A 21,340-nucleotide genomic window follows, 5' to 3' on the forward strand; every position below is an offset into this window, starting at 1 on the left:
CGGGTCAGGTTGCGAGGGTGATGCGGCGGTGACGCACGTCGACCCGGATGATCAGCAGATCACCGTGGCGTGCGCGGCGGATAGTCGAGGCGGTTCCACCGCCGTGGCGGCGCGGGTCGTGGACGGCGACGAGGGCATCGCCGTCGGAGACCAGACGTGCGTTACCCCGGTGCAACAGCGCGACGTCATGTGCTGGCCGAGCGTGAGAACGTCCTCGGCGCGCTCGCGGGCGACGGCCAGCCGGTCGCCCCACTGCTGGGGCCAGCGGGCCTCGTGGCCGGGAAACGGCAGATGCAGCCGGGTGATGAGTCCGGCGGCGTGGGCGGCTTCGACCCCAGCAGGTCAGCTCCGACCGCGCCACCACTGAGCGCGACGCGGCTGCCTCATTCCTCCCGCAACCGCACCACGATGCGGAGGAATTCGCTGGTGAGCCACTGCAGGCTGGCGGGCGGCAGGTGCTGCGGGCGGTGTCCGGTGCACGCTACGAGCGTCCACCGCGTCCGGTGGTGCATGAGGCAGGTCCCTTCCTCGCCGGTGTCGACGTGTTCGAGCAGAGTCGGTGAGACAGGTGGCCGGGATCTGACCTCCGGGTCGGATGCCGGAACCGGTGTGGCGGTCACGAGTCGTTGCCGTCGTCGTGCTGGACGAGCCAGGCTTCGATGTCGTCGTAGGACGAGGAACTGTGGACGATCGCGCCCGTGACGGTGTGCCGGACGACGAACTCGGCGGCGTCGTCCGGGTCGCGGTAGGCGCGGTGGCGGTCGAGGAGATACACCCCGCGCAGCGACGGTAGAACACGCAACCCTGCCGACCGCATCAGAAGACGCAGCACGGCGTCGACGGTCCAGACCGCGATCAGAAGCCCGCAGACGTACAGCAGCGTCCACACGGCGGGGGCGGTGTCCATGCTCCGTTCGCCCGGGATCAGCATCGACTCAAACCGGCCCGTGATCCCGGTGCCCTTCACCAGCACGGCGGAGAGCAACAACAGCGCCTTCCGCAGTGCCAGATGCTGAAACGGTGTCACCGGACGGTAGGTAGGTGCAGGCAACATCGAGAGCCCTTCCTGATCGAGGAGACAACGGAGCCCGGCTGCCCTGGCCCGACGGACCAGAGCACCCGGGCTCCAGGGGAGGGAGTTCAGTTCATGCCGGCGGTGCCGGGCCCGTCGGTGTCGGCACCGTCCGGGCGGGGGACGTCGAGGGGCCCGAACAGGTGCAGCAGCGCGTCGACGACGACTGCGGCCTGGGCGTGGGCGGTGCGGGCGACCTGGTCGAGGATGGCGTCGAACCACTGGCGGAAGGCGTCGCTGAGCGGGGCGGGCTCGCCGTGCTCGGTGGCGCCGGTGAGCACGACCGGGCCGTAGAGGTGCGGGATGAAGTCCGGTGTGGCGGCCAGCTGCTGGGCGTGGGTGCGCCCGTGCTTGGTGGAGGGGTAGGTGCCGTTGGCGACATCGCAGATGAGCTCACAGATGATGCCGGTGGCACCGTCGTTGAGCTGGCCGGTGTAGCGGCTGTTGTCGCCGACCCAGATCAGGACGTCCGGGGTGTAGTGGACCCGTTCGGGCAGTGGGTCACCGACCTGCTCGGCGATGGCCGGAAACGGCTGGCTGCGGGGGATGTCGATGAGTTCGAGCCCGACGTGGCCGAGTAGGACGGCACGCATCCTGTCGGGACCCGAGACATCCCAGATTCCAGCGGCGGTCGAGGGCGGCTCCGGCGGGGTGAGGCCGGTGATGCTGGTGAGTAGCTGCTCGATCTCGTCGAAGACGTCACGGGGCGGCTGGTGCATGGCAGGGTCTCCCTTCACACAGGGCGGGTTTCCACCGGTTGGTGGGGCGCTTGTGCGAAGGCCTTGGTGGGGTGGGGAGGTCCAGCGTCTTTGTGCTGGACCTCCCCACCCCACCAAGGCACGATCCCCTCGCCCCACCCGCCGGGCCACCCGCCCCAGAGCCCCGGGTGCGCCGCGATTCGACGAGGTTGGGCGGGTTGGTCGCCGCGGTGCGTGGCGAGGTCGGGAAGGCCCGGCCCGGGATCCCGGTTGCGGGACGGAATCCCGGGCCGGGGATCTCAGTCGGAGTCGCGGTTGTCTGGGACGTCGACGACCGTGGCGGGGTACAGCCCGAGTTCCTGCAGGAGGGATGCGACGGCGTTGAGCTCGGCTTCGAAGGCGAGGCTCGCTTCGAACCAGCGGGTGAAGGCCTCGCCCAGCGGGCCGGGCGTGCCGTCGTCGGTGGTGCCGGTGATGATCGCGTGCCCGTAGAGCGCTGGAACGTAGCCGGGCGTGTTCAGCACGGCTTGTGCTGCGGCCGGGTCGCTGGCGGCGTAGTCGCCCGAGGCGATGGTGCTGAGCAGTCCGTAGAGGAACCGGGTGGCGCCCTCGTTGAGCTCGGCGGTGTGCTGGACGGTTTCACCGACCCAGAACACGGTGTCCTGGGTGAAATCGACACGCGTGGCGCGCGGGTCCCCGACCCGCTCGGCGATGTCCGCCTCGGGCTGCTGGCAGGGCAGCTCGATGATGCGGGCGCCCTGCTCGTCGAGCAAAACCGCGGTCATCAGCCCTGGCGTGGAGGGCTCCCACAGGGACTTGGTGGCCGGGTTCGAGTGCTGCTGCATGACTGACTCCGTTCTTCGATGGTGAATCCCACCGGTCGGCGAGACTGGGGGCAGGCGTGGAACAGGGGCGTGCCGTCGGGCGGTGGTGCGGTCTTAGCAGCGCCAGCACCGTGACGGGTCGGCGCTGATCAGCTCCTCGTGGCGCTCGAGGGCTTCCCGGAAGCCGGTGTGGGAGCGGTTGACGCTGTCGATGAGCCACTCGTCGAGGTGGCGGCCGAGGGTTCTGCGGGTCCAGCAGGCGGCGCGGCGCCAGTAGGACCAGGGCGGAGGTGCGAGGGTGACGCCGTCGTCCCACGGCCAGAGAAAGTCGTGCACCTGGGAGCTCACCCACTCAGCGAAGCGTGATCGCTGCGTGTGATCGAGATGAGCATGGTTGTGCGCGATGCGCGCCAGCTCTCGGTCGTCGATGGGCTTGTCGGTGTCCTCATCGGTCACGGTGGTGACCGTGTCCTCGGCGAGGAAACCGGAGCAGTGGTAGCGGAGGATCTCCAGCGCCTGCAGCGCGCTGAGATGATGCCAGGTATCGGCCCACTGGATCCGCTCTGTCCACGTGTGCAGGCCCTCGTAACGGGTGATTTCAACACGAAACACCTTGACTCCTCGCAAGAATGTGCGGCAGGCAGTGATTGCGAGCACCAGGGATTGCTGGTACACGAAGGAGAGGTGGGGGCACTGTCGGCACCCCCACCTCGGGTGGCGATTAGAACGGCGGCGTGTCACCGGCATCGGTGTTGGCGGGTGCGGCGCCCCAGGGGTCGTCGCCGAGATCCTCGCCAGTGGTGGCGCGGGTGACCTTGTTGACCGTGGCGGTGGCGTAGCGCAGCGAGGGTCCGATCTCGGTAACGTCGATCTCGACCACGGTGCGCTTCTCGCCCTCACGGGTTTCGAAGCTGCGCTGCTTCAACCGGCCCTGCACGATCACCCGGCTGCCCTTGGTGAGGGTCTCGGCGACGTTTTCCGCCAGCTGCCGCCAGACGTTGCAACGCAGGAACAGCGACTCGCCGTCCTTCCACTCCCCAGACTGCCGGTCGAAGTAGCGGGGGTTGTTGGCGACGGTGACGTTCGCGACGGCCGCCCCGGACGGGGTGAACTTCAGCTCGGGGTTGGCGGTCAGGTTACCGACCAGGGTGATTTCGGTTTCTCCAGCCACAACGGACCGCCTCACTCACGGGAATCTGCTACCTCCTGCGCCGACACCCGACGACCAGCCAGTAGTGACTGGGTGGTTGTGGGGTGTCGATCTGCGACCGCGCGATCGGGGCGGGGCGGGTGGTGCAGGGGTGTGCGCAGCACATCGCGTAGCGACGCCGCAGGCGCCCTTGCGCCACCCGGTTCCTCCTGATCTCATTCGCACAGATCGACACACCCACAGCCACGCATCCGTCCCGAAACACGCCACCTCACAGCGCCACCCACCGCGAACCCCCGCCGAATCGGGAAATCACGCGCAGTTCGAATCCATAGTGGACATCGAGAGTTGGTGGGTGGTGAGCTGGTGGCGGAGGAAGGTGCGGTAGCTGTCGGGGGTGACGTTGCGGCGGCCGACGGCCAGCGAATGCGCGGTGAGTTCACGCCGGCGGGCTTCGTCGAGCAGACCGCGGGCGTAGCGGCGCATGCCTGGTTCACCCGCGCGAGCACGCACGAGCGCCTTGCTTGCCAGAACGCGGAGGTCGTGTGGAGTCTTCACACATCCTCCTCGTCGGCTTCGGTGAATTCCTCGGCGTAGCGGTCGACGTGGTCGATGCGAACGTCGTCATCCTGGGAGGACAACTCGAGGGCGTCTTTGGCCCACTGGCGGGCGGTGTCGTCGCAGTTGGTTCCGGTGACGCAGACTTCGACGGTGAGCGTGACGGTGCCCTTCCAGCCCGCGACGTACTCCGGGAGGCCGAGGTCGCGCAGACCGTCGTTCATGCCGTCGAGGCAGATGTCACCGTTGCGGTGGGCCTGGATGATCCGGTCGCGCACCGTGTCGCGAAACGCGTCGTGGTCGCGCCGGGCTTGCTCAAGGGCGTCTTCCACGGCCTTGATGCGTGCGGCGGGGTGTTCGGGGAACGTCATGAGCGTCCTCTCCATCGTGATCGAATGTGCCCTGTCTGGTCGGTATGACGTCGCGACCTGCGGGGGACGGCCGGTCCAGGCGGGTATCGGCCCTCGACCGGCTGTTCGGGCAGAGCACGCGGGGGTGCTACGGCTGGCTACCGAGCGGGCTGTGATCCGGGCCGGGTTCGGTGGCCGCATGGGCGATGAGGGCGATCTCGTTCGGGCCGATGCCACAGGCCATGGCCTGGGCGAGAAGGCGGGCCAGGGTGTGGTCGGGATCGGCGTGCAGCGCGCGCTCGGCTGCGATGGCCGCGAGCGTGCCGTGTCCGCGTACGTATGCCGAAAACGTCAGCAATACCGCTGCTTCCACCACTTCAGGGCCGGTGGGAGCGGAGCGGATGAGGGTGATCCACAACCGTTCGGCCGCCCGGGAGTGGGGTCCCAAGGCGGTGGTGAACACGGCGTCACGGATCCGGATATCGCCGATGGCGTGCAGGACGCGGATGAGGATGTCCTCGTCAACCTCGCCGCCCTCGGCCAGCGCCTGGATCGTGTCGAGCACGAGCCGGTGTTGGGCAGCGCACTGCTCGCTGTCGGTGCCGGTCGTGGGGTGCTCGGTGAGGGCGTCGAGCGCAGCGCTCCATCGTGCCGCGGTGTCCTCGTCGTGCTGGGGTGACAGCAGGTTCGTCATCTCGGCCCGGCTGCCGTAGGTAACTTCACCGGCCAGCGCCGAGGCCACCGCCAGCGCGGAGGTGGCGGGATCGGCGATGGTTCCGGACAGGCGCGGGTCGGCGTAGGAGCCCCACGGGGCATCGGCGCGGAACTCCGGGGTCCAGAACGCCTGCAGCAACGGCACTGCGAGCTCGCCGCAACGACGAGCCAGCCTGGTCACGAGCTCGGCGTGCGGCAGGCAGTGGCCAGCGTGCTTATCGACGGTGGTGGTCACGATGGCGACAACGCCTTCGATGTCCGAGTCGGCCAGCAACGCAGGCATCACCCTGGCGATGATGCAGTCGTACTCGCCCTGGTTCGGCAGGTCCATCCGGATCGCCGTGTTCACATGCGGCTCGGTGTGCACGTCGTGGAAGGTCAGCACGATCAGGGACTCGGCCGGATAGAACCCGATCAGGTGGGGGACGGCTGCGAGCAGATCACTCGGCCCGTCCATGCCCTCACGTGCGTGGAGACGGTCGTTCATTATCTCTCCCAACAAAAAACGAATGCGGTCAGCTCATCCCGCTTCTGGCGCAGGATGGGAAGGCGCGGTGCGCGCGAAGAAGCCCGGATTTCCCTCATGGCAAAGGAAATCCGGGCTGAGGGCGCGGGTGAGCTACTTGGTGCGTCGCAGGAACGCGCGGATTCGGTCGAGCAAGCTCGGGGTGGGTGTGGGTGTGAAAGCAAGCTGGATGACGACCCCGGCGATCACTGCCGGATCAGCGTCGATCGTGCCGCCTCGTTGCGGGTAGCCGCGCCGGATGGAGCTGATGAAGAGCGGGCAGGGGCTGCCATCGAGGGCTTCGAAGAACGACCGCGGCTGGCCGCAGTGCCGGACTCGGTCGGCGAAGTCCTGGACGAGCGGGTCCTCCCGCAACTGTGCCCTGAGGTCGTCGTTCACGAGGTCCTCGATTCGTTGCTGGGCACGGCGTTGTCGGGAGCCACATCCGGGGGCAGTGCTTGCGGCCTGTCGACGAGCACCGCCGGATGCCCGGCGAGGCTGGCGTGGTCGGTCTTGGCGCGGTCGAGCGCGGCCTGCTTCGTGCCGTATTTGAGGTTGTGCGGGAGGCCGATGCCGTGGCAGGTGGGACACCGCAGCACGAAGCGCTCGTCCGCCTTGCAGATGGTGATCTGGTGGGGCTGGTAGTGGTAGCTCAGCGCCGCGACGATCAGCGACGCGGTGCCGCTGGAGAGGGTGTCGCAGTCGGGCAGCCGGAATCGCCGCCCGGTTGGGGTCGAAAACAGCACCCGCACGCGGTTGTGGTCGGGGTGCTCGGTGAGCATGCCGATCACGTGATCGCCGTAGAGAATGCGGGTGTGGTACGGATCGTGGCGCTGGGCAACGACATTGGGCAACATCGCGGCTCCTTTTCCTTCCAGAAGGGACAGAAAAAGGGCAGACCAACCCCCACTGCGTGAACGGCACCGACCCTGACGGTGGCGGGTGTGTGGGTGGTTCTGCCTGCGGCCGCGGGGGCTGGATCGCGGGTCCGGAACGCAACACGGCGGGGTCCCCTCTGGGGTGCCGTGTTGCGTGGAGCGGCCCGCGATCCAGCAGGCTCACGGCAGGCAGAACACGCACCGCGATCGGCCACCCGATCCTGTCCCTTGGTCAGGACGAGCCCGGCACGATGGTGTCGAGCAGGGCTCCCCGGGCCGGAGGGTGGCGGGGTTAGCGGGTGCGGCGGTGGTAGCCGAACATCATCGCCCGTGCTTGCGCGGTCTCTCTGCGGAACCCACGTATCCACAGGGTGATCGTGACCGTGGCCGCGGCAAGGATGAGGAGGAAAGCGAGCCCGGTGGAGCCGGTGTGGACGGCGGTGGCCAGTGGTATCGCGATAGCACCGCCCATGGTGAACAGCAGTCGGCGGCGTGGGGCGGCGGGTGCGAACCACCGGCGGGTCGTCCACCCTGCCAGTAGCCCTGCGAGGGCGCCGAGGACTGCGAGGACCGGTACTCCGGCCAGCCAGTAGGGCTGGTGGGTGAACACGGTGCCGGTGAGGAGGTTCAGGAGGCCGGTGGCGGCGGCGCCCAGCAGCACACCCAGCCCGGCCGCGCCGCAGAGCCGGGCATAGACGATGACGGGCTGGAACCGCATGGCCAGTGATGCTACGTCACGACGCCCACGGCGCCGGCGCGTTCGCAGGGCGTGCCGCCCGTGGACGGGTGATCGGGCAGGTGAGTGCATGAGCCACTCCAGTCGGTGTTGAGCACTACCCGGCCGCGTCTGGCCAGGGGCCGGGTAGGGGTGGTTAGTGCCGGTGGGGTGCGTCGCAGCCGGCCTGGTGGGATCGGAGCCAGTAGTCGCCTCCGTCGTGGCGGCCGGTGGCGTGCAGGAATCCGGCCAGCACGTTGACTTCGATGCAGGTCAGGAACACGGCGAGGTCGTCGGCGAGTATCCCGTCCTCGAAGACCTCGGCCAGGATCTCGCCAGGGTCGTAGTACGAGGGCACCGCAATCGGGATGGTCACGGGTTCTCCCAGCGGGAACACCCACGCGGGTGTGTGAAGGACGCGCGGGTGGGTTGGAGCAGGATCCTGGGCACTGCCTGTTTCTGGGGCTATGCGGTGTTGGGTCCCAGAGGTAGTTGGGTCGGTGCGTAGCTGCACGCGACGGGTTCGCCGTGGTGCCATCCGCAGCACTTGATGGTCCCGAGAACACGGCCGGAGATAGCGAGCTTGGTGCGGGCCTCGGCTTCGGCGTCATCGATGCTGCTGCCGTACAGCTTCTCCCGGTGTTCTTGATCGTCGTCGATATCCATCGGTGTGTCAGGAAAGGCCTTCTGCCACATGCGAAACATCAGCCCAGTCGCGGTGGTGTTGAGCGGCGCGGTCTGGCTGGCGTGGCTGAACGCGAGGACGATCTCGGCGGCGGTGCCGGGCCGGGTGTCGTCGCCTTGGGCGACGCGGTCGAGGAGTTCGCGGGCATGGCCGCGGTAGACGAACTCCGTGCGCATCCGGTCGCTGGTGGGGGTCAGGAGCGCGAAGCTGTGGTGCAGCGTGTCGGCGTGGGCGGGATGGCGCCGTCGTGCGGCGCGAATCTCGTTTTCGGCCCAGTCCATCATGTCCCGCACCGGAGCGAACTGTCGGACCACATCGTCGATGAGGTCGGTGAGTTCTGTAAACATAGGATTCTCCGTCACGCAAATACAGTGGGTTGCAGTCGGAATCGGGTGTCCGGTCGGCACGTCCGGCGGCGCGCAGTCGCGGGAATCGGATGCCGGAGACATAAAAGGGCCCGGCTTTCGGGCGGTGTGGTGACCGAACGAAAGCCGGGCCGTGACAGCCAGGTGCGCGATGCTCTGCTGCTAGTTCGTGGTGTCGGTGTAGTGCTGGAGGAACTGTGCGAACTCGGACGGCGGGATGCCGCTGTCGAGGGCGTGGCGGATCAGGTCGGCGAGAGTGTGTTCGGGGTCGGCCTCTAGAGCGCGATTGATCGCGATGTGAGCGAGGGCTCCTTCGCCGCGCACGTAGGTCGACACGGCCAGCAGCGTGGCGACGTCGGCGATCTCGGGTGCCGGTGCCTTGCGGACGAGGGTGATCCAGAGGTTTTCCGCGGCATCGGCGTGTTCGCCCAGCGCGGTGGGCAGCAGCGCGTCGCGGACGCGCCTGTCGGAGATCCAGTGCAGGATCCGCACGAGCGAGTCCTCATCGGGATACGCGTCACCGGCGATGCCCGCGATGGCTTCGGTGATCGCTTCCACACGCTCGTCGACCGCGTCGGTGTGGGTGTCGTCGAGGCCGAGCCCGTCGAGCTTGACGGCCCACTCGGCCGCGGTCGCTCCGTCTCGCTCGGGGGAGATGAGCGCGCAGATGTCCTCGCGGCTGGAAAACAGCACGCTGCCCCGTGCGGTCAGCTCGGCACCCAGCACGGAGGCCTGCGGATCACCAACCGTGCCGCGCAGGGTGGGATCGAGATAGGAGAACCACTCGGCACCGTGACGGAGAGCCGGAGTCCACAGCGCGGTGCGTACCGGGAATCCGACTGCGGGAAGCGCGTCGTTGAGCTGGTCGACGAGCCGGTGATGCGGCAACCGCTGCCCCTCATCAGGAGCGGAGTCGGTGATGACGAACAGCATCAGCCCATCGGGCCGCAGCCTCTGGAACGGTCCGTGGACGTTGGCCAGGAAGGACACGAACTCCGTGTACTCCTGGGTGGTGGGCAGGTCGAGTCGCACAGTGGCGCCGAGCCGTGTCTGGCCGCTGGGGTGATCGTGCATGGTCACGATGACCAGCGAGTCGGTCGGGTAGAACCCGAGCATGTGAGGCAGTGCAGGCAGCACGTCGTCGATCGTGTTCAGCGGCACCGAGATCGGATGGTTCATGGTGTTCTCCCTGATGAAGTAGGACAGGATGAATGACCCCTTCACCCGCGCCACCAGGAGGTGACGGGTGCGAAGGGGTGGTCGATCTGCGATAGGCGGGATCAGGACGCCGGTCGGGGTGGCGGGGGTGTGCGCAGCACATCGCGCAGCGACGCCGCAGGCGCCCTTGCCACCCCGACCGGGGGTCTGATGTGCTGCGCAGCCGATCGACAGGCCCTTCGAGGCCTACCCACGGCTTGCCGAGGACCCCCTGGTTAGGCCTGGGCTGGAGGGTCGCGGGTATCGGTGATGCGACGGGGGCGCTGGATGCCCCAGGCCAGACCAGACCGGAGGGTGCTCTCGGCCTCGCCGGTGGTGAAGCCGTCCCGGCCAAGGTGCCCTTCGACGGCGTGGCGGAGGGTGTTCTCGGCAACGGCGTAGTCGAGCTCCTGGCCGCCGACCAACCGACCGAGCGAACCGGCGGCCTTCAGCAACGTGTGATGGCGCTGCCCGGTGACCGCCCGGGCCACCATGTCGGTCTCACCGCGGATCACGGCGTCGATATAAGCCGCGGCACGCTCGGGCGGAAGCCGCAGGTCCGACGACTCGGGATTCGGGTGGGGTGTGAGGAGGTCGGTGATCCATTGCGGCAGCGGTGCGATCGGCAGATCGCGGTGCACCCGGTAGCGGCCCTCGGCGCGCACGGATCCGGCCGCGACCACATAGCCGCCGGCTCCTCGTGTATCAATCCACCGGCCGAGACGCCCCACGGTGCACCGCAGCTCTGGGTCGAGTGGGGCGGTGAAGTACAGGTGCTGCCCGCCGGTCGGGGTGGTCACCGTGTAGGTGTGGTCGGGAAATGTCTCGCCTGCCGCTTCCGCGAGCGCCGCGAGCACGCCGCGTCCGCTGCCGACCATGCCGCCCTCGGGTGATGGGTCGGTGGGGTGTGGGATGTCGAGATCGACGACGAGCAGTCGACTGGGGCCGCAGGCGATGCCCACATTGCGGGGCGCTCGGTGCCACCAGGATCGGATCTGTTCGGGGTCGGTGGTCGCGGCGGTTTCCCACTCGCTGATGGCCGGTCTTTTGCTGCGGGGCTGTAGCGGGAACACGTGGTGCCCTGCCGCTGCGGCGTCCAGGGCGAGGCGCATCAGGCGCGGTGTCGGTGATCCGCGGTTGGGTGTGGGTGACATGGTGCACGGTCCTTCCTAGACTCCAATGTAGGCACCACGGAGCGAAATTCGTCGCAGCTCGGGCAGGACGCCCCGCATCGCCTCAGGCGTGCGGTGTGGGTTCCCGGACGCTCTGTGGGCTTTCGCGGGGTGGGTCGATCTCGTTCCAGCCGAAGGGCTCGCAGGCCAGAAAGCGCCCGTCCACGCACACCACGTCGCCCACCGACAGCGACCGATTGCCCTGCTCCCGGTAGGCCGCGGCGCGGGGGTCGGGTGTGCCGTAGGCGGGCGTGTGTCCCACGGTGAAGATGTTGTAAGCGCGCTCCGCGACCTCGATCTCCCTCGTTTCGGGGTGTAGGTCCGGGTCGTCGTAGGCGTAGACACACGTGAGGGTGTCGAGCAACGTGTAGCCGTAGAGCTGGGCTTGCGGGCTGTTGTTGTGCAGGACCCGCACCGTCGCTGTACCCCGCAGCGGCTGAATAGGTGTGTTCACTGTGGAATCCCCCTTCGGGGAATGGGAAACGCCGGTCCCGTTGTGCGGGACCGGCGTTGTCACAGGGGACTGTTATTGGGGTTCGGTCGAGTCCTCCGGGGACTCGTCGGGCGTGGAGTCGATCGCGGTCGCAGCGGTGGTGTGACGGATGAGGTCGATGACGGCGGTGAAGAAGGCGTCGACGTGCCGCAGCGCGGCAACGACGAGTCCACCGACGAAAACGAGTATGAGGAGCTGAAACATGACCAGGAAGAACCACATTGGACAGACATCCACTTCTCAGATAGGAGTTGGTTTGTCAGGGGAATACAGAGCTGTGTGCTGAGTCCAGCCGTAGCGTTACCGGCGGGGTTTGCGGCTGTGGTCGCGGGAGAGTTCGCCGAGTTGGCGGCTGCGCTCGGCACGGCGGAACCATTCGGCCTGCAACTCATCGAGCCGCCCGGTATCGCGATCGATGATCGCGTCGAACGTCAGCACTTCAAGATGCTCGTTGCTCACCTTCGTCAGGTCCGATTCTTCGTCAGCAGACACCGCAAAACCTCCCTCCAAGAACAACTGCGGCGGGCCCCGGGTCACCAAGGGCGTGGACCGTGGGCATCCGGACCCGCCGCGAGATGGGCGAAGCGACTGAGATTCAGGCGGCCTGATCGCCCGGAGTGTTGGCGTTGTTCTCGGGGTTGAGAACGAGGTGTTCCACTGGGGACAGCGGATAGCCCCAGTGTGCGAGCGCGGTGAGGTAGCGGTGATCAGCCGGAGTGGGGGAGCGCCAGGTACTCACCGTGTGGGCAGCGTCGTAGGCTTCCTCGTAGGCGCAGAGGACGATCCCGAGTTCAAGCATGGTGACCTGGTCCTCGGTCATCCGACGCCCACCGTTTGCGAGCCGGTCGACGCGTTTGTCGCCCAGCACGCTGCGCGCGTAGCGGTTGCTGCGACTGATCGCCTTGGTCACCCGCTCGTCGCCGGCGGCGAGAACAGAGGCGAGGAACTGCCGGGCCTGTTTCGGGGGCGTCTTGCGCTGGAGGAACTCGCTCAACCACTCCCGGCGCACCTCCAGCGCGGCACGCCACTGCGGGTTGTGCTCCCGCGCCCGTGCCCGTTCGGCCTTCTGCTCCTCGGACAAACCCTGCTCCCCACCGGGGGCATCGGAGCGTAGGTGGTGGCCGTGCTTCTTCCAAGCCAGGCAATGCCAGGACACGCGTGCCTCACCGGTGTAGGTCGACCGCACGCTCGCCGCATGCCCGGGGCACGACTGGTGCTGCTCAACCTCGTCCGACAGGGCCTGGCCGTGGCCGTCCTTCAACGTCGACAACGGACGTGAGGTCTCCGGCAACTGCGCCGCGTCGACGACCGTGACACCTGCGCTGGTGAGTCGCTGGATCTCGGCCTCGCGGGCCTGGCGGGCTTCGAGTTCGTGGCGGCAGCGGGTCATCACGTGGTTGAGCTGCGCAGGTCGATGGTGCAGCGTGTCGACGATCTCGGCGTAGGCGTCATCGTCGTCTTCGAACTCGCTGATCGCGGCGAGCTGCAGCATGTCCAGCTGATCATTCTGCTGGGCCAGTGAGGTCGACTTCTCGCTGCTGCGGACCTTCAGCGCGGCTTTCACGACCGTGACGTCGGTAGTGAGCTGGTCGGCAATATCGTCCGGACTGAGCCCGAACAGGGACATCTGCTCGATCATCGCGGCCTTGTCGGCCTCACCGAGTCCGCGGCGATGCTCGTTGGCGATCCACTGATCCACCAACCGCCGCCACTGCTCGGCTTCGTCCTCGGCAACAAGCAGCACCGGCACCTGGTCCTGCCGGTGGTGCAGCGCGCACAAGACGCGAGTGAAGCCATCGATGACCGCCGGGCCCTCGCCTGTGGGGGTGGCGAGGATCGGGAGCCGCACCCCGTGGGTGCCGACGCTGGCCAGCATGTCGGGTTCCTCGGCCTGCAGGTCGGAGATCGTGCGCGGATTGTTCCGGAGCACGAGGTCCTGTGGGTCGAGCTTGTCGAAGTACGGAAGCTGCTGTTCGGTCGTCGTCATGAGAGATCTCCATTCATCGGATTCCGGACACAAAGCAGCGGCGGGGCCGGACAGATGTCCGACCCCGCCGCGAAAAGGCAGGAATCCTTCTTGTGTCAGGGGAGTGGGTGAGCCAGGACTTGCGACTGTTCAGGGCCGGTCGTGGTCGGTGGTTGGCCAGGCGTTCGGCGGAGCCACATCTGGTTGGAGTCTGAACGGCTTGGGCACCAGCACGGCTGGCTGACCGGAGAGGTCCTCGTGGTCGCCCACCGCCCGCTCCCCAGCCTCGGCACGGTCGTCGTAGTAGCGCGGCAGCTCGGTGCCAGCGCCGTGGCAGGTGGGACACCAGATCCCGTAGCCGCACGGGGTGAAGTAGCCGATGGCGATCTCGTGCGGGCGGTAGTCGTAGTGCAGGCTGGCAATGATGATCGAACTGACCCCACCTGTGATGTCCTCGGCCGCGGGCAGATCAAACCACTTGCCCGAGGGAGTGCAGAAGGTCACTTGTACCTGAGGGTCGTCGGTGGGATGTTCCAGGATTCCGATGAGGTGGGCGTCGTCGAGGTAGACCCGTGATTCATCGGGTCCGTACTGAAAGCGGCTTATTTTTGGCAAATTCATTGGTTGCGTGATCCTTTTCCGCAGGAACCGGAAAACGCAGAACTCATAGCCGCCGCTTACCCGATCACGAGTGCTGCGGCGCTTTTCGTTCTGCCTGCGGTCCCGCGGCTGGGCGACGAGCCCGGAGCGCAACACGGGCGGGGTCCCCTCCGGGGTGCCCGTGTTGCGTGGAGCGGTTCGGCGTCCAGCACGCTGTCGGCAGGCAGAGCGGAGACAGCGCCGTTGATACCGAGTCTCGAACTCGCCCAGCTGAGTGCGGTCGAAGGGGCTCGAACCCCCTGCTTGCCGTTGCTACGGGTTGTATCTACCGTGCTTGGCTGCGTTGAGGAATTCGGCCCATTGGTAGCGGTTGAGAATGAGCATGCCGGTATCTGGGTTTTTGCTATCGCGGATACCGTATTTCCCTCGTGCGGTCGCGACTTCGACGCACTGTTCAGGGTTGTGGAGGCTTTTGCTGGACTTTCGCCAGTGGGTAAACATGGGTCTAGTCCTGGTGGGGGAGTTGGGCGATCTCGGTGGAGATGCGGACGAGGAGGCGCCGGGCGTCATCACCTTGGTCAAGTGCGCGGTAAGCGAGAGAGATTACCTCTCCGAGGGACATCGTGCTCTAACAGTGTTGCGTACTACCTGACGAAAGGTGGGATAGCCTGGTTATCCTGGATCTGACGGGAGTGTGGATTCCGGGACTTGGCGTTGTCCCTCTGGTAGGCGGACTGATCCGTGCGGGGACCGTAGGGTGTTGTCGAGATCATTTGGTGCCATAGCGGCATCGTCCGTCTGCAGCTGGACGGTGAAAAGTATGGCCGGAACGCGGGAGTGTCCTTCGAAATCGATGGTAGCGCCGAGTTGATGTGGTCGATCACCGGTGGCGCTTACGGAGTTGCTCGTCGAGGAGTGCCGCCAGATCCTCAAATGTTCGCCGTTGCAACACGTGGTCTAGGTGTGTTTTGTCGCGGCGCGCCGAACTCGACGGTTCCGCAGCGTTGCCGCCAGAATTGCCGGTGAGATCGGCGGGCTGGCTGTGGTGCGGGCAAGTCCATGTCAGTGGTGGCTGCGCGGTATCGGCGAAGTGAAGTTCGAGAACGTGGCCCATAGGGCAGCTGTAGCGCACGATCTGGTGGGCAACCGGTTCTGACCAGTGTTTGCTGTTGTCGGCGGTGGTAACAGTCGAATCATCCATGGCTTTTGTCTCTGTCGAACGTGGCGTTGCATTCATTTGGGGGCTCTTAGTGGCCCCTCTCGGGTTATGGAGATGCGTTTAGTCATGAATCGATTTAATGGCAGCGCTCGCCTCGGCGAAGTTGTCCCACGATTCGGCCCGGGAATATTGGATGCTGGCTTGTTGATAGTAGGAGCGGGCACCATCGCGGTCGCCGAGGGCAGCTGAGGCGTGGCCGGCGCGTATGAGCACATCGCCGCGGTTGACCTCGGCCCCTGGTCGCACGAGGTCCTCGAGGGTCTGTAGGAGGAGCTTGAGTGCCTCATCCGGCTGGTTGTCGGCCAGTAGCGTGTCGGCGAGGATGCAGCGCGCCCGGCCGGTGCCTTCGGCATCTCCAAGTGCGGTCAGGATCTGGAGTGCGGTGTTGAGCCGCTGCTCGGCGCGGTCGAGTTGCCCGAGCGCGGTGTGGCACTCCGCGAGGTGCTGGAGGCGCAGCGCGCTGGAACGGTTTTCTCCGAGCTGCTTGGCCAGTTCCAGGGAATGCTCGAGGGCGGTGATTGCTGCCTGCGGGTTGTTGGCGGCGAGGTAGGCACGTCCTTCAGCGCTGGCGGCCAGCGATTCCGAATGCCGGTCACCGGTGCGCATAGCGATCGCACGACCCTGTTGCGCTACGAGCTTGGCTTGCTCGATCGAACCGATGACGCGCAAGCTCCATGACGTGCGCGCGTAGATGAGCGCTTCAGCTGGATTCTGTGCTCGACTTGCGGCGGTGACGGCCAGTTGGTGGGCTGGGAGGAAAAGCCGGTGCGCGCGGCATTTCAGCAGGCCACCCCACAAGGCTTCGACCATACGGCACACAGTGATGTCGCTGCCTTGGGCGGCGGCGAGGTCGACCAACTGGCGAAGCTTGAGGCGGTTCTCGGAGAACCAGGCCTGGGCTGCGCCGGCATCAACGAAGACGGCGGAGTCCCGCTCGGCCGGGCGCCAGTCTACGTCGTTGAACCGTCGAGCGTGGGGATTGAGGAGTCGGTCCGCGGTGATGAGCCTGGGGAGTGCACGGTCGAGCGAATCGAGAGACGTGTCGGTGGGCATGGGTTCCTCCGGTTCTGTGGTGGTTTGGGCTGGCTAGTTCGTGCTCGTCAGGGCGGGTTTGACAGCGAGCCCGCCGATTCGGTCACGACGGTGGCTTTCTCGAGGGGGATGGTGTGAGGTCAGGCTGCGGGGCGGGGTTCACGTGGTGGAGCGCAGGGACCAGGACGACTTCGTGATGCCGAGCGCGGTCTGGTAGAGGCGGAACCGTTGAACATCGCCGGTTCCCGCCGGTGCCCAGAGGTACTGGAGGTCGCGGATGCATCGCTCGACCGGTTCGGCAGCACGCAGGGCGCGGGCCCCGAAGACCTCGGCGGCGAGGCGGGCGGAGTGGATGCCAAGGTCAATGCCGACGTGCTTGGCGTTGAACAGCTCGGCGTCGCAGTCGCCGCCGGAATCAAGCAGCCAGGCCGCGTGGTAGACGGCTTGACGTGCGGTGAGCAGGTTCGACTGCATCTGCCCTAGCCGTTGCTGGACAGTTTCGTGAGTGCGCAGGCGTGGGTGCCCTTGGACGTAGGAGACGGTGGCCGCCAGCAGCTCGTGGTGGAGGCCGACCGCGACGGCGGCGATGTCGAGACGCCCGTGCACGACAGAGGCCAGGTAGGCGGCGTCGAGGCCGTCGCCCTGGGCCCCGAGGCGGGCGGTCGAGGGAATGCGGGCGGCTTGGAAGCGGAGGTCGCCGAAGCTGAAACCCCGCATCCCGGACGCCGGCTGGTGCGGCATGAGCGTGAGTCCGTCGGCGTTGGCGTCGACGACGAACACGCTGAGCTGGCGCTCGGCGGTGCGGGCGACGACGGCGTGGACATCGGCGACGTGGGAGTTGCCGACGTAGCACTTTTGGCCGGTGAGGGCGTAGGCGTCGCCGTTGCGGGTGGCCGTGGTTTCCATGCCGAGGACGTGGCCACCTGAGCGGGGTTCGGTGACGGCGATGCTGGCCAGCGTCTGCCCGCTGGCCAGCATCGGAAGCCACTCCTGCTTCTGTGCCGGGCTCGCGATGTGCAGGAACATCGCCACTGGGATGTCGCTGGCTTGTGCGGCCGCGGCGATGGCACCGGAGACGCGGGCGAGCTGGTCGATGATGACCACTCGGCTGCGGTGATCCAGCCCGGCGCCGCCGTAGCGGGTCGGGATGGTCGCGCCGATCCAGCCGCGACGAGCTAGCACGCGCACGAGGTCCTCGTTGACCTCCCCGGAGGCCTCCAGCTCAGCGACTCGAGGGCGGACATGTTCCTGGGCGAACTCGGCGACCTCGCTGATGAGGGCGCGGTGGCGGGACACCAGGAAGTCGCGGTCGATGTGCTCGGCACGGTCAGTGTGCCTGCTGCGGCTGGTGAACATCAGCACTCCCGTTCCAGTGGGCAACGACGAAGATCCTGAGGCGATACACCGGCGGTGCTGGCTGTCGGCATGGGCATCATGGGGCGCGGCCAGTGATCAGCTGGATCGCTTCGTGTGCCTTGTCCTTGATGAACGTGGTGGCGTCCCGGTCGTAAGGTCGGGTGTCGCGCGCGATGACGCATACGGTTCCCAGTGCGACGCCGCTGTCGGGATCCAGCAGCGGGGCACCGAGGTAGGAGCGGATGTCGAGTTTCGTGGCCGCCTCGTTGGTGGAGAAGCGGACCATCGCGAAGACATCCGGCAGCGTCAGTGCCTTTCGACGCGAGACCACGTGGGGACACCAGCCGGTGTCCAGGCTCATCACGCGTGACGGCGCGGTGTGCTGTTGCCGAAGTCCGGCCGTGGCGTCGACGCTGGCGCCGGCGGGCAGGTGCATTCCGGCGAAGTATTGGTGATCACCGGCGAAGACGTTGACCATGGCGTCGGGGAGGGAGCCGTTGATGAGCTCGGCGGCGCCGCGGGCGAGCTCGGCCGCGAAGGCGTCCAGGCGGGCCTGGGGCCGGTCGTGCGCGAGACCGAGTTCGGCCAGTCGCCGCCTCCGGAGCGGCGCGTCGGGGTCGTTGCGCAACGGGTTGACCTGCTGTGACAGTCGGAGATCGAGGATCTGTTGGTCCTCGGGGTGGGTCATCGTGGCTCTCCCAACGGCAGGGTGGACAGGGTGTGTCGAGTACGGGCGTGGACGTGTTCGACGAGTCCGATCAGCACGTCGACGACCGAACGTTGGTGACGTGCGTCGCAGAACAGCAGAGGTACCTGCGGTGGCAATGCCAGGGCCGCGCGCAGTTCCTGGTTGTCGTAGGTGTGGGCGTCGTTGAAGACGTTGATTGCGACGATGAACGGGATGTCCCGTGTCTCGAAAAAGGTGAGTGCGTCGAAGCAGTCGTCGAGTTTGCGGACATCGGCGAGCACAACCGCGCCGATCGCGCCGCGGGTGAGCTCAGTCCACAACGGCCAGAAGCGGCGTTGACCCGGGGTACCGAACAGGTACACCACCAGGCCGTGGTTGCTGTAGGGGAATGTGATCCGCCCGAAGTCCGCGGCGACCGTGGTGGTGGTCTTGGCGCGCACTCCGGTGAGGTCGTCGGTTCCGACGCTGGCGGTGGTCAGTAGTTCCTCGGTGCGCACCGGGCGGATTTCCGAGCACGAGCCGATGAAGGTGGTCTTGCCGACGCCGAAACCGCCGGCGATAACGAGTTTCACCGGGATTGGAATCGTCTCAGAGTCGTCTGAGCCCATGCAGGACCTCCTCGAGAATGTGAAGATCAGGTGCTTCATCCGGCGTGGCGCGCAGGCACACGGCGGAGTGCACCAGCAAGTCGGTAACGAGGACCTTCGCCAACGGCACGGGAAGGTCGAGTTGTGCCGCGAGTTCAGCGATGGAAGCGGGACGCTGGCATAGCCCCAAGGCGTGACCGTGTTCGGCGCGGATCTCCGTGGGCGCGATCTGTCCGGTGGCCAGCACGGTGGAATCGACCCGGAGACGTGGATCCACGGCGGTGCGACCGCGGGTTACTAGGTACGGACGGATTCGCAGCTCGATGTCGTCCTCGTCGCGCATCCTCACCTGGCCAGTGAAGTGGTTCCGTTGAGAGGATCGGTTTTCCACCAGGAGGCGACCCGGTTGCCCAGCTGCTTGAGGGTTTTCGCCAGAACCAGCGGTGGGCATCGGTCATCGGCCACGGCCAGCAGCAGGCCGCGGTCGGCCGGTTGGGTGAGCATCGCGTGCAGACCTGCCTTCGAGCCAACCACCTCGAAGTTCAGGTAGGTCAGGTCGGTGACGGGCTCGTCGATGATCGACTCAGTGGGCACCTGCATTGCCGAGGCCCGCATAGAACTGGCCAGCGCGGCCTCACGCTCCGCGGCCTCGCGCGTCAAGCCGCTGAAGTGCCTGCAGATGCCATCGGTGGAGGCGTGCACGATCGAGCAGACCCCGAGGGTCGTGGCACGCAGGTCGTCGAGGAGGTAGGTCAGATCACGGTCGTTCGCTGAAGTCATCGACGGTTCCTTGTGGTCGGGACGGGAAGAACGGGTACGGAGCCTCATCCGGGGATGGCAAGGCGGGTGAGCGGCCGGTGAGCGTGTTGCTGACCTGCCCAATGGCGTCGGGATCGAAGGTGTTGCGTGGCGCGGATGCGGGCTCCGGGCGCGGTAGGGGGTCTATGTGATGCCCCGGAACACGCTGTGGCAATGGCGGTTTCGAATCGCTGCTCTGGTTCGATACCGCCCACCTCGTCTCGGGAGGCTGGTTGGGCAGTTGCGGCAGGGTCGATTCCGCGGCTGCTGGCGTGGGTGGGTTCGGCGGCAGTGAGACCTGCTCGGGGAGGAGCTCTCCGGCGAGGTGACGTGGTGTGTTTCGCTGTCGCTGGGGGTGCGGTTCGGCGGCAAGTGAAGGCTGCGCCGGGGGCGCGTGGCTCGGCTGTGTGGGCTTGACCAGCCACTGTTGGGGAACGACGATCACCGCGTCGGTGCCGCCGTACTGGTTGGGCTCCAGCGAGGCGTGGATTTCGCGTCGCTGCGCGACTAGCCCTACGACCGCGAGCCCGTATTGGCCGTCGGCGAGTACCTGCGCCACCTGTATTGAGCCCCGCAGCACGGCATTGCACCGGGCGAATTCATCCTCGGTCCTCGGGGCGATTCCGTGATCGCTGATGGTGATCTTCAACCCCGCTGGGATGAGCCGAGCCCTGACCAGTGCCGGTTCACCATCGGGGTCCGAGGCCCATGTGGCGTTATCGATCAGCTCGGCCAGCACGTGACGGAGATCGCCATGCGCTGCCGGGACGATTGCGACGTCGTCGATGCGAGTGGTTTCCACCTGGGTGTAGCGGGTGATCTCCGAGATCGCTGCCCGTACCAAGGCCCGCAGCGGCACCGGCTCGCGGGCCCTGCGGTGTACCGGACGACCGCCCAGTACCTCCAGAGTTTCAGCGAGTCGCAAGGCCTGGATCACCAGGTGATCAGCGCGGAAAAGCGCGTGGAGCAACTCGGGGTCCTCGACATCGTGCTCCAGGCTGTCGATCTCGTTGACCAGCCGCAGCAGCAGTGACTGCAACCGGGCTGCCAGCGGCAACCACATCTCAGCGCTGGGCTCACCTGGCACAGGCCGCTCGTGCTGTTCGTCGGTTGCCGGCGGTACCGCCTCCGACGTGGTCGCGCGGTGCTCGCCTGACTCGGCGTCGAGGTCAGGCGAGTCAGGCCTGGCCTGGTTCGGCAGCATGACGAGGGTGCCGATGCCTGCCCCGACGATGAGCGCCGCGATCAGGACTGCGAAGAGGACAGGCAGTCGAAACCCGGTGGCACTGCAGATAACGGCGCCTAACCCCAGCAGAGCTGAAACGAGCACCAGCACGATGACCGGCCCGCGTGTCGCCGAATCGTGAGCGCGCAGCGGTGCGTGCGCCATAACACCCCCTAGAACAGGTCGAACCGCAACGTTGCGGGGTCCGCCGTATTCAGGCGCGGGCTCGACCGGGTGAGATCAGATTCGGCGGTGAGTACAGACCGACTCACAGCAGTCCGCAACGCACTAGGGGGAGGAAACAGGGAGGGAATACGCCCGCTGGATTTCGTGACCGGCTATGACAGCAACCCAAGGATCACCCGGGCAGCCCAGTGCGTGTTCGAAGCTGGTGAGCGTCCTGCACTGTGGATGCCCTGCCGCCAACTCAGTTTAGGGACAACACGCAAGGTGTCGTTCCCCGAAAGTGTTCTGCGGTTGGTATTACTGACCT

Annotated in this window: 29 protein-coding genes; all 29 read right to left on the reverse strand. The window is 66.8% G+C overall.

The window, feature by feature from the left end; all coding sequences use genetic code 11:
* Window positions 1–616: 616 nt before the first annotated feature.
* Complete coding sequence (locus KBO27_RS31940) at window positions 617–1,051, reverse strand: hypothetical protein (protein WP_210973585.1); 435 nt, start codon at window positions 1,049–1,051, stop codon at window positions 617–619.
* A gap of 89 nt (window positions 1,052–1,140) precedes the next feature.
* Window positions 1,141–1,791: a hypothetical protein gene (locus tag KBO27_RS31945; protein WP_210973586.1), complete on the reverse strand. Its 651-nt coding sequence runs from the start codon at window positions 1,789–1,791 to the stop codon at window positions 1,141–1,143.
* A gap of 278 nt (window positions 1,792–2,069) precedes the next feature.
* Window positions 2,070–2,615, reverse strand: a complete 546-nt coding sequence (locus tag KBO27_RS31950) for a hypothetical protein (protein ID WP_210973587.1) — start codon at window positions 2,613–2,615, stop codon at window positions 2,070–2,072.
* A 93-nt stretch (window positions 2,616–2,708) separates the two neighbouring features.
* On the reverse strand, window positions 2,709–3,206 hold the full coding sequence (locus KBO27_RS31955; RefSeq protein WP_210973588.1) for a hypothetical protein: 498 nt from the start codon (window positions 3,204–3,206) through the stop codon (window positions 2,709–2,711).
* Window positions 3,207–3,315: 109 nt separating this feature from the next.
* Complete coding sequence (locus tag KBO27_RS31960; RefSeq protein ID WP_210973589.1) at window positions 3,316–3,765, reverse strand: single-stranded DNA-binding protein; 450 nt, start codon at window positions 3,763–3,765, stop codon at window positions 3,316–3,318.
* 291 nt (window positions 3,766–4,056) lie between these two features.
* Entirely contained in the window at window positions 4,057–4,302 is a 246-nt protein-coding gene (locus tag KBO27_RS31965; protein ID WP_210973590.1) for a hypothetical protein, read from the reverse strand.
* Window positions 4,299–4,673, reverse strand: a complete 375-nt coding sequence (locus KBO27_RS31970) for a hypothetical protein (RefSeq protein WP_210973591.1) — start codon at window positions 4,671–4,673, stop codon at window positions 4,299–4,301. The genes KBO27_RS31965 and KBO27_RS31970 overlap by 4 nt, the downstream gene beginning before the upstream one ends.
* Window positions 4,674–4,800: 127 nt before the next feature.
* On the reverse strand, window positions 4,801–5,853 hold the full coding sequence (locus KBO27_RS31975; RefSeq protein ID WP_210973592.1) for a DUF4192 domain-containing protein: 1,053 nt from the start codon (window positions 5,851–5,853) through the stop codon (window positions 4,801–4,803).
* A gap of 132 nt (window positions 5,854–5,985) precedes the next feature.
* Window positions 5,986–6,270 (reverse strand): hypothetical protein, encoded by a 285-nt coding sequence (locus KBO27_RS31980; protein WP_210973593.1) that lies wholly within the window; start codon window positions 6,268–6,270, stop codon window positions 5,986–5,988.
* Window positions 6,267–6,728 carry a hypothetical protein gene (locus tag KBO27_RS31985; protein ID WP_210973594.1) on the reverse strand — a complete coding sequence of 154 codons (462 nt, stop codon included), beginning with the start codon at window positions 6,726–6,728 and terminating at the stop codon, window positions 6,267–6,269. Before KBO27_RS31985 ends, KBO27_RS31980 begins: the two co-directional genes overlap by 4 nt.
* A 313-nt stretch (window positions 6,729–7,041) precedes the next feature.
* Window positions 7,042–7,467: a hypothetical protein gene (locus KBO27_RS31990; protein ID WP_210973595.1), complete on the reverse strand. Its 426-nt coding sequence runs from the start codon at window positions 7,465–7,467 to the stop codon at window positions 7,042–7,044.
* Window positions 7,468–7,621: 154 nt separating this feature from the next.
* A complete protein-coding gene (locus KBO27_RS31995) occupies window positions 7,622–7,840 on the reverse strand; it encodes a hypothetical protein (RefSeq protein WP_210973596.1) in 219 nt (72 codons plus the stop codon).
* An 89-nt stretch (window positions 7,841–7,929) separates the two neighbouring features.
* Entirely contained in the window at window positions 7,930–8,496 is a 567-nt protein-coding gene (locus KBO27_RS32000; protein WP_210973597.1) for a hypothetical protein, read from the reverse strand.
* Between the two features lie 180 nt (window positions 8,497–8,676).
* On the reverse strand, window positions 8,677–9,693 hold the full coding sequence (locus KBO27_RS32005) for a DUF4192 domain-containing protein (protein ID WP_210973598.1): 1,017 nt from the start codon (window positions 9,691–9,693) through the stop codon (window positions 8,677–8,679).
* A gap of 254 nt (window positions 9,694–9,947) precedes the next feature.
* The gene (locus tag KBO27_RS32010) at window positions 9,948–10,823 is read right to left on the reverse strand and encodes a bifunctional DNA primase/polymerase (protein ID WP_246538698.1); all 876 of its coding nucleotides are present in this window, start codon (window positions 10,821–10,823) and stop codon (window positions 9,948–9,950) included.
* A gap of 124 nt (window positions 10,824–10,947) precedes the next feature.
* The gene (locus tag KBO27_RS32015) at window positions 10,948–11,337 is read right to left on the reverse strand and encodes a hypothetical protein (RefSeq protein ID WP_210973599.1); all 390 of its coding nucleotides are present in this window, start codon (window positions 11,335–11,337) and stop codon (window positions 10,948–10,950) included.
* A 72-nt stretch (window positions 11,338–11,409) separates the two neighbouring features.
* Window positions 11,410–11,580 carry a hypothetical protein gene (locus tag KBO27_RS32020; protein ID WP_210973600.1) on the reverse strand — a complete coding sequence of 57 codons (171 nt, stop codon included), beginning with the start codon at window positions 11,578–11,580 and terminating at the stop codon, window positions 11,410–11,412.
* A gap of 96 nt (window positions 11,581–11,676) precedes the next feature.
* Entirely contained in the window at window positions 11,677–11,868 is a 192-nt protein-coding gene (locus KBO27_RS32025; RefSeq protein ID WP_210973601.1) for a hypothetical protein, read from the reverse strand.
* A 103-nt stretch (window positions 11,869–11,971) separates the two neighbouring features.
* On the reverse strand, window positions 11,972–13,252 hold the full coding sequence (locus KBO27_RS32030) for a ParB/RepB/Spo0J family partition protein (RefSeq protein ID WP_210973602.1): 1,281 nt from the start codon (window positions 13,250–13,252) through the stop codon (window positions 11,972–11,974).
* Between the two features lie 240 nt (window positions 13,253–13,492).
* Entirely contained in the window at window positions 13,493–14,098 is a 606-nt protein-coding gene (locus tag KBO27_RS32035; protein WP_210973603.1) for a hypothetical protein, read from the reverse strand.
* A 156-nt stretch (window positions 14,099–14,254) separates the two neighbouring features.
* Window positions 14,255–14,512 carry a DUF397 domain-containing protein gene (locus tag KBO27_RS32040; protein ID WP_307870734.1) on the reverse strand — a complete coding sequence of 86 codons (258 nt, stop codon included), beginning with the start codon at window positions 14,510–14,512 and terminating at the stop codon, window positions 14,255–14,257.
* Between the two features lie 310 nt (window positions 14,513–14,822).
* Window positions 14,823–15,143: an RNA polymerase-binding protein RbpA gene (locus KBO27_RS32045; RefSeq protein WP_210973605.1), complete on the reverse strand. Its 321-nt coding sequence runs from the start codon at window positions 15,141–15,143 to the stop codon at window positions 14,823–14,825.
* A 78-nt stretch (window positions 15,144–15,221) separates the two neighbouring features.
* Window positions 15,222–16,214: a tetratricopeptide repeat protein gene (locus KBO27_RS32050; RefSeq protein ID WP_210973606.1), complete on the reverse strand. Its 993-nt coding sequence runs from the start codon at window positions 16,212–16,214 to the stop codon at window positions 15,222–15,224.
* A 138-nt stretch (window positions 16,215–16,352) separates the two neighbouring features.
* The gene (locus KBO27_RS32055) at window positions 16,353–17,573 is read right to left on the reverse strand and encodes an acyl-CoA dehydrogenase family protein (protein ID WP_210973607.1); all 1,221 of its coding nucleotides are present in this window, start codon (window positions 17,571–17,573) and stop codon (window positions 16,353–16,355) included.
* 52 nt (window positions 17,574–17,625) lie between these two features.
* Complete coding sequence (locus KBO27_RS32060) at window positions 17,626–18,237, reverse strand: GAF domain-containing protein (protein WP_210973608.1); 612 nt, start codon at window positions 18,235–18,237, stop codon at window positions 17,626–17,628.
* A complete protein-coding gene (locus KBO27_RS32065) occupies window positions 18,234–18,845 on the reverse strand; it encodes a GTP-binding protein (protein ID WP_210973609.1) in 612 nt (203 codons plus the stop codon). The genes KBO27_RS32060 and KBO27_RS32065 overlap by 4 nt, the downstream gene beginning before the upstream one ends.
* Entirely contained in the window at window positions 18,826–19,167 is a 342-nt protein-coding gene (locus KBO27_RS32070; protein WP_210973610.1) for a DUF742 domain-containing protein, read from the reverse strand. The genes KBO27_RS32065 and KBO27_RS32070 overlap by 20 nt, the downstream gene beginning before the upstream one ends.
* 2 nt (window positions 19,168–19,169) lie before the next feature.
* Window positions 19,170–19,604 (reverse strand): hypothetical protein, encoded by a 435-nt coding sequence (locus tag KBO27_RS32075; RefSeq protein ID WP_210973611.1) that lies wholly within the window; start codon window positions 19,602–19,604, stop codon window positions 19,170–19,172.
* Window positions 19,582–21,012 (reverse strand): ATP-binding protein, encoded by a 1,431-nt coding sequence (locus KBO27_RS32080; protein WP_210973612.1) that lies wholly within the window; start codon window positions 21,010–21,012, stop codon window positions 19,582–19,584. Before KBO27_RS32080 ends, KBO27_RS32075 begins: the two co-directional genes overlap by 23 nt.
* Window positions 21,013–21,340: the final 328 nt, after the last annotated feature.

The sequence above is a fragment of the Saccharopolyspora endophytica genome (assembly GCF_018070075.1).
GTDB lineage: Bacteria > Actinomycetota > Actinomycetes > Mycobacteriales > Pseudonocardiaceae > Saccharopolyspora > Saccharopolyspora endophytica.

Excerpts from the sequence above, each read along its gene's own strand:
- KBO27_RS32065 (WP_210973609.1), bottom strand. The coding sequence starts at position 18,845 with ATGGGCTCAGACGACTCTGAGACGATTCCAATCCCGGTGAAACTCGTT.
- KBO27_RS32060 (WP_210973608.1), bottom strand. The coding sequence starts at position 18,237 with ATGACCCACCCCGAGGACCAACAGATCCTCGATCTCCGACTGTCACAG.
- KBO27_RS32070 (WP_210973610.1), bottom strand. The coding sequence starts at position 19,167 with ATGCGCGACGAGGACGACATCGAGCTGCGAATCCGTCCGTACCTAGTA.
- KBO27_RS32040 (WP_307870734.1), bottom strand. The coding sequence starts at position 14,512 with ATGACGCCCGGCGCCTCCTCGTCCGCATCTCCACCGAGATCGCCCAAC.
- KBO27_RS32010 (WP_246538698.1), bottom strand. The coding sequence starts at position 10,823 with ATGCGCCTCGCCCTGGACGCCGCAGCGGCAGGGCACCACGTGTTCCCG.
- KBO27_RS32045 (WP_210973605.1), bottom strand. The coding sequence starts at position 15,143 with ATGGATGATTCGACTGTTACCACCGCCGACAACAGCAAACACTGGTCA.
- KBO27_RS31990 (WP_210973595.1), bottom strand. The coding sequence starts at position 7,467 with ATGCGGTTCCAGCCCGTCATCGTCTATGCCCGGCTCTGCGGCGCGGCC.
- KBO27_RS31975 (WP_210973592.1), bottom strand. The coding sequence starts at position 5,853 with ATGAACGACCGTCTCCACGCACGTGAGGGCATGGACGGGCCGAGTGAT.
- KBO27_RS32075 (WP_210973611.1), bottom strand. The coding sequence starts at position 19,604 with ATGACTTCAGCGAACGACCGTGATCTGACCTACCTCCTCGACGACCTG.
- KBO27_RS31985 (WP_210973594.1), bottom strand. The coding sequence starts at position 6,728 with ATGTTGCCCAATGTCGTTGCCCAGCGCCACGATCCGTACCACACCCGC.
- KBO27_RS31950 (WP_210973587.1), bottom strand. The coding sequence starts at position 2,615 with ATGCAGCAGCACTCGAACCCGGCCACCAAGTCCCTGTGGGAGCCCTCC.
- KBO27_RS32020 (WP_210973600.1), bottom strand. The coding sequence starts at position 11,580 with ATGTTTCAGCTCCTCATACTCGTTTTCGTCGGTGGACTCGTCGTTGCC.
- KBO27_RS31970 (WP_210973591.1), bottom strand. The coding sequence starts at position 4,673 with ATGACGTTCCCCGAACACCCCGCCGCACGCATCAAGGCCGTGGAAGAC.
- KBO27_RS32080 (WP_210973612.1), bottom strand. The coding sequence starts at position 21,012 with ATGGCGCACGCACCGCTGCGCGCTCACGATTCGGCGACACGCGGGCCG.
- KBO27_RS32030 (WP_210973602.1), bottom strand. The coding sequence starts at position 13,252 with ATGCTGGCCAGCGTCGGCACCCACGGGGTGCGGCTCCCGATCCTCGCC.
- KBO27_RS32050 (WP_210973606.1), bottom strand. The coding sequence starts at position 16,214 with ATGCCCACCGACACGTCTCTCGATTCGCTCGACCGTGCACTCCCCAGG.
- KBO27_RS31945 (WP_210973586.1), bottom strand. The coding sequence starts at position 1,791 with ATGCACCAGCCGCCCCGTGACGTCTTCGACGAGATCGAGCAGCTACTC.
- KBO27_RS32000 (WP_210973597.1), bottom strand. The coding sequence starts at position 8,496 with ATGTTTACAGAACTCACCGACCTCATCGACGATGTGGTCCGACAGTTC.
- KBO27_RS32005 (WP_210973598.1), bottom strand. The coding sequence starts at position 9,693 with ATGAACCATCCGATCTCGGTGCCGCTGAACACGATCGACGACGTGCTG.